The sequence below is a fragment of the Salipiger sp. HF18 genome, assembly GCF_011806505.1.
Lineage (GTDB): Bacteria > Pseudomonadota > Alphaproteobacteria > Rhodobacterales > Rhodobacteraceae > Salipiger > Salipiger thiooxidans.
This window is the reverse complement of the sequence record NZ_JAATOS010000242.1, coordinates 1-6160: the sequence shown is the minus strand read 5'-3', so window position 1 is coordinate 6160 and position 6160 is coordinate 1. Positions and strand designations below refer to the sequence as shown.

General features: G+C 68.8%; 5 protein-coding genes. All 5 read left to right on the top strand.

Annotated elements, in window-relative coordinates; all coding sequences use genetic code 11:
• On the top strand, positions 1-784 hold a 784-nt coding region (locus HC022_RS17185), incomplete at its 5' end, for a TRAP transporter substrate-binding protein (protein WP_167453244.1).
• Between the two features lie 92 nt (positions 785-876).
• Positions 877-1374, top strand: a complete 498-nt coding sequence (locus tag HC022_RS17180; protein ID WP_167453243.1) for a TRAP transporter small permease — start codon at positions 877-879, stop codon at positions 1372-1374.
• Positions 1371-2663 carry a TRAP transporter large permease gene (locus HC022_RS17175; protein ID WP_167453242.1) on the top strand — a complete coding sequence of 431 codons (1293 nt, stop codon included), beginning with the start codon at positions 1371-1373 and terminating at the stop codon, positions 2661-2663. Before HC022_RS17180 ends, HC022_RS17175 begins: the two co-directional genes overlap by 4 nt.
• A gap of 24 nt (positions 2664-2687) precedes the next feature.
• Positions 2688-4712 (top strand): hydantoinase/oxoprolinase family protein, encoded by a 2025-nt coding sequence (locus HC022_RS17170; RefSeq protein ID WP_167453241.1) that lies wholly within the window; start codon positions 2688-2690, stop codon positions 4710-4712.
• A 4-nt stretch (positions 4713-4716) separates the two neighbouring features.
• Positions 4717-6160, top strand: a 1444-nt coding sequence (locus HC022_RS17165) for a hydantoinase B/oxoprolinase family protein (RefSeq protein WP_167453240.1), incomplete at its 3' end; no start/stop codon positions are given.

Below are 6160 nucleotides of genomic sequence, written 5' to 3'. Positions count from 1 at the left end.
CGGCCCGGCCCAGATCGAGGCCATGTCGGTGGGCGCGCAGGACGGCTACATCTCGTCGGGCTCGAATGCCTCGAACCTCGTGAAGGAATTCGGCGTCGTCGACATTCCCTTCGTTTTCGCCAGCCAGCAGCACTTCCTGACCTTCATGGAGAGCGACCTCGCGGCCGAGCTCAAGGACGAGCTGCGGGACGATTTCAACGTCCGCATCCTCGCCACCAACTGGTTCCGCGAGCCGCGCGTCTTCATGACCAAGGGCGACTGCGTCCATGGCCCCGCCGACATCGCCGGCAAGCGCGTGCGCTCGCCCAACCTGCCGATGTTCATCGCCGGCTGGGAAGCCATCGGCACCGTGCCGGTCACCATCTCCTACGGCGAGACCTACATGGGCCTGAGCCAGGGCGTCGCCGACATGGCCGAGAGCGCCGGCGAGCAGGTGTTCTCGTCGAAGTTCTACGAGGTGCTGCCCTACGTCACCGACGCCGAGATGATGTACCCGCAGAACTCGGTCTACATCGCCGAAACCTCGTTCCAGCAGCTCTCGGACGAGGACAAGGAGATCGTCACCAAGGCCGCCGAGGACGCGGGCGACTACTTCGTGTCGCTGGTCGAGGAAGAGACCGCGCCGAACCGCGAGACCATGGAAGCCGAGGGCGTGACCTTCTGCGACATGTCCGACGAGGTGCGTGCCGAGTTCGCCGCCATGGTGGCCGACTCCGTCCCGACCTTCGAGGAGGAGGGCCTGCTGCCCGAGGGCTGGTGGGACCAGATCCAGGCGATGAAGTGATCGCGCCGCGCCGGGCCTGACCCCGGCGCGCCCCCGAGCGACGGCGCGGGCCCGCGGCGGCCCGCGTCCCCCCACGTTTCCGGACCCCGACAATGACCATGATCCTCAACGGTCTGCACCGGACCATGCTGTGGCTCTGCGCCGCGCTGGCCATCACGATCATCGCGGCGCTCAGCGTCCAGATCACCTCGCGTTACGTGTTCAACGCGCCGGTGCACATGACCGACAACATTGCCGAGATCTCGCTGATCTGGATGACCTTCCTCGGCGCCGCGGTGGTGTACCGCGAGGGCGGCCATATCGGGCTCGACCTGATGGCGAGCCGCGTGTCGCCGCCGGTGCAGAAGATCCTGCGCATCGTGCTGCACGCACTGGTGATCGCCGTGCTGGCCTATGTGCTGACGCAGGTGCGCCAGCTGCAGCCGCTGATGTCGCGGCTCGAGTTCGGCACCATCCCGAACGGCCCCCTTACCTCGAAATTCATGCTTGTCCTGCTGCCCTTCGGTCTGGGCGCGGGCACGACCATCCTCTTCGCGCTCGAGGCCATCTGGACCGAGCTGCGCGGCGGCAAGGCGGAGGCTTCTGCATGACCACCGCGATCTTCCTGATCCTCTTCTTCGGGCTGCTCGTCCTCGGCCTGCCGGTGGCCTACACCATGCTGGTGACCTCGGCGGTCTACATCCTGCTGGCGGGCCTGCCCGAGATCCAGCTCACCATGCGCGCCTCGAACGGCATCGAGAGCTTCTCGCTGCTGGCTATCCCGATGTTCCTGCTTGCGGGCAACCTGATGAACGGCATGGGGGTCACCGAGCGCATCTTCAACTTCGCGGGCGTGCTGGTGCGCCACATCACCGGCGGGCTCGGCCACGTCAACGTGGTGGCCTCGATCCTCTTCGCGGGCATGTCCGGCTCGGCCGTGGCCGACGCGGGCGGGCTTGGCGCGGTCGAGATCAGGGCCATGGAAAAGGCCGGCTACTCGAAGCGCTTCTCGGCGGCGGTCACCGCGGCCTCGGCCACCATGGGCCCGATCATCCCGCCCTCGATCACGCTGGTGGTATACGGGTTCCTCGCCGAGGAATCCGTTGGGCGGCTGTTCCTTGGCGGTGCCCTGCCGGGCCTGCTGACAGGCTTTGCGCTGATGGTCATCATCTGGATCCTGGTGAAGACCGGGCGCGAGGAGGCCCCGCGCCTGCCGCGTGCCGGCTTCCGCGAGGTGATCTGCGCCTTCTGGAAGGCGATCCCGGCGCTGATGGCCCCGGTGATCCTGCTCGGCGGCATCCTCGCGGGGGTGTTCACGCCCACCGAGGCCTCGGTGGTGGTGGTGCTCTACATCCTCGTGATCGGCACCATCTCGATGGGCTTCGACCGCGCGCAGATTGTCGAGGCGCTGCTCGGCACCGTGCGGACCTCGGCGGCGACGCTCTTCATCATCGCGGTCTCGGCGGTGTTCGGGTGGATCATCTCGATCCAGCGCCTGCCCATCGCGATGGTCGACATGATGCAGGACATGTTCGTGTCCAAGGCTGCCGCCATGGCGCTGATCATCGTGATCCTGCTGATCGTCGGCATGTTCATGGAGGTGCTGGCCGCCCTGGTGCTGCTGGTGCCGACGCTGCTGGCCATCGCCACGAGCTTCGACATCGACACCGTGCATCTCGGCGTGACCGTGGTCGTGACCATGATGATCGGCACCATCACGCCGCCGGTGGGGCTGGTGCTCTATACGGTGATGACCGTGGCCCGTGTCGGCATGGGCGATCTCACCCGGGCGCTGGCGCCCTTCTATGTCGCGATGATCGTGGTGGCGCTGCTTGTCGCCTTCGTGCCGCAGATCACGCTTTTCCTCCCGGACCTGCTGATGCCCCCGGCGCAGCGGTGACCAGACTGCAAAGGACCTGACCCAATGTACCGTATCGGCTTCGATGTGGGTGGCACCTTTACCGACTTCACGGCCCTCGAGACCGGAAGCGGCAAGGCGATCCACTTCAAGACCTCCTCGACCCCGCACGACCCCTCGGAAGCGATCGAGACCGGCCTGCGTCACTACGTCGAGGAGCTGGGCATCGCCCCCTCCGACTTCGAGTTCGTCGGCCACGGCACCACCGTCGCCACCAACATGGTGATCGAGCGCCGCGGCGTGCCGACCGGGCTCATCACCACCAGGGGCGCGCGCGACGTGCTCGAGATCGGGCGGCAGACCCGCCCGCATCTCTACGACTACTCGGTGACCAAGCCCGAGCCGCTGGTCGAGCGCTACATGGCGCTGGAAGTGACCGAGCGCCTGAACGCCGACGGCGAGGTCCTGCAGGCGCTCGACGAGGCCGGGGTCCGCGCCGCCGCCGAGACGCTGCGCGAGGCCGGGGCCCAGGCGGTGGCGATCTGCTTCCTGCACGCCTACCGCGACGGCCGGCACGAGCGCCGCGCCGCCGAGATCGTGCGCGAGGTGCTGCCCGACGCCTACGTCTCCATCTCCTCCGAGGTGCTGCCCGAGTTCCGCGAGTTCGAGCGGTTCTCGACCACGGTGATCAACGCCTACGTGGGTCCGCGCATGGACCGCTACCTCGAGCGCTTCCTGCAGCGCCTTGCCGACATCGGCATCGAGAGCGCGCCGCGCACGATCCACTCGAACGGCGGGCTGATGTCGGTGGACACGGTGCGCAGCTTCCCGGTCCGCACCTGCCTTTCGGGCCCCGCGGCGGGCGTCGTGGGCGCGGCCAAGGTCGCCGGCGTCTCGGGCTTTTCAAACATCGTGACCTATGACGTGGGCGGCACCTCGACCGATGTGTCGCTGGTCGAGGCCGGGCGTCCGGCCTTCACCACCTCGCGCCTCGTCGCCGACTACCCGGTGCGTTGCCCGATGCTCGACATCAACGTGATCGGCGCCGGTGGCGGCTCCATCGCGGCGCTGGACGACGCCGGCGCGCTCAAGGTCGGGCCGCGCTCGGCCGGCGCCTCCCCGGGCCCCGTGGCCTATGGGCAGGGCGGCACCGAGCCCACCACCACCGACGCCAACCTCGTGCTGGGCAGGCTCGATTCCGACACGCTGCTGTCGGGCCGGATGCAGGTCGACAAGGCCGCCGCGCGCGAGGTCATCGAGAGCAAGATCGCCAGGCCCCTCGGGCTCGGCGTCGAGGAGGCTGCGCTCGGCATCCTGCGCATCGCGGTCGCCAACATGGGCCGTGCCATCCGGGCCGTGTCCACCGAGAAGGGCCACCGCCTGCAGGACTTCGCGCTCTTCGCCTATGGCGGCGCGGGCCCGCTGCACGCCGCTGCCGTGGCGGTCGAGACCGGCATCAAGACCGTGATCGTCCCCGCCCAGCCCGGCACCATGTGCGCCCGGGGCATCCTGCTCTCGGACGTGGGCTTCGACTTCGTGCGCACCGGGGTCTCGACCGCCAGCGCCGGGAGCTGGCCCGCCATCGGCGCGGCCTTCGGCCAGATGCGCCAGGACGGCAACGACTGGCTCGCGGGCGAGGGCGTGGCCGAGGATCGCCGCTCGATGCAATACGTGGTGGATGCCCGCTACGACGGCCAGAACCACGAGGTTCAGGTCGTGCTCGACGGCCCCGACGCGGCCTATGACGCCTTCCTCGAGGGTTTCCGCGCCGCCCACCGGCAGGAGTACGGCTACGACATCGAGAACCGCGCGGTCGAGATCGTGAACCTGCGGCTCTCGGTCAAGGGCGCCTCGGCGGCGGCCCCCGACGCGGAGTACACCGCGCAGGACGGCGACGCGGTGATCGGCTCGCGGCAGGTCTACTTCGACGGCGGCTGGTACGAGACCGCGATCTACGAGCGCGCGCGCCTGCCGGTCGGGCCCTATGTCGAAGGCCCCGCCATCATCCAGGAAATGTCCTCGACCACCATCGTGGAGCCCGGTCAGCGGCTGCGCGTGGACGGTTCGGGCACCATGCTCATCGAGGTGTGACCCCATGACCGAGATCAACAAACCCGCCCTGTCCGACCCCATCGCCATGGAGGTCTTCACCAACCGGCTGCTCGCGGTCGCCGACGAGATCGGCACCTCGATGATCCGGGCCTCGTTCTCGTCCAACATCAAGGAGCGCAAGGACTGCTCGGTCGCGCTGTTCTCGGCGGACGGTCGGCTGATCGCGCAGGCCAGCCACATCCCGCTGCACCTGGGCTCGCTGATGGGCTCGGTCAACGCGGTGCTGGCGGCCTACCCGATCGGGCGCATGGTCGAGGGCGACGTCTTCATCTGCAACGACCCGTACGCCGCGGGCGGCACCCACACGCCGGACATCTCGGTGGTGACGCCGGTCTACGCGGGCGGGCGGCTGCGCTACTTCACCGCCAACATCGGCCACCACTCGGACGTGGGCGGCACGGTGCCGGGCTCGATCCACGGCGGTGCCAAGTCGATCTTCGAGGAAGGCCTGCGGCTTCCGGTGATGAAGCTGTTCCGCGCCGGTGAGCTCGACGAGGACCTGCTGCGGATGATCTCGCTGAACTCGCGGTCCTCCGAGGAGCGCTGGCTCGACATCAAGGTGCAGGCGGCGGCGAACGAGCGCGGCGCGCGGCTGATGCGCGAGCTCGCCGACACGCTGGGCGCCGACAAGGTCGACGCGCTGGTCGAGGATCTCTTCGCCTACACCGCGCAGCGCCTGCGCAACCGCATCGCCGAGATGCAGGACGGCACCGCGACCTTCCACTCGAAGATCGAGAGCGACGGGCTCGGCCCGGTCGAGGTTCCGATCCAGGCCAACGTCACCGTCAGGGGCGACCGGCTGATCGTGGATTTCGAGGGCACCGGCCCCCAGGCGCGCGGCGGTCTCAACGTGGTGGCCTCGGCGCTCAACGCCTCGGTCTACTACGTGGTGAAAACGCTGCTCGACCCGTACCTGCTGCCGAACTCGGGCATGTTCGACGGCGTCGAGATCTCGGCCCCCAAGGGCAGCCTGCTGAACCCGAACGAGCCCGCGGCCACCGGCGCGCGGTCGATCACCTGCAACAAGGTGGTGCGGGCGCTGATCGGGGCGTTCTCGCAGCTGCTGCCCGAGGACCGCGGCCAGGCGGCCGGCCAGGACATCGTTCCGGTGATGGTCTTCGCGGGCAAGCGCCGCGGCCGTGACGAGGGCTACGTCTACCTCGAGTCCATCGGCGGCGGCGCCGGGGCCCGGGCGCTGGGGAACGGCATGGACGGGGTGCACGTGCACGTCACCAACTCGTCCAACCTGCCGATAGAGCCGCTCGAGATCGAGTACGACCTTATCGTCGACGAATACGCGCTGGTCGAGGACAGCCCGGGCGCCGGCCGCTACCGCGGCGGCATGGGCATCGCCCGCCAGATCTCGGCCCCGAACGGCGACGTGGTGTTCACCGCGCGCTCGGACGGTCACCGAGAGGGCGCGCCGG

What these genes read in the sequence shown, in the direction of transcription:
- HC022_RS17170 (WP_167453241.1), top strand. Translation starts at nt 2,688, where the DNA reads ATGTACCGTATCGGCTTCGATGTGGGTGGCACCTTTACCGACTTCACG.
- HC022_RS17175 (WP_167453242.1), top strand. Translation starts at nt 1,371, where the DNA reads ATGACCACCGCGATCTTCCTGATCCTCTTCTTCGGGCTGCTCGTCCTC.
- HC022_RS17180 (WP_167453243.1), top strand. Translation starts at nt 877, where the DNA reads ATGACCATGATCCTCAACGGTCTGCACCGGACCATGCTGTGGCTCTGC.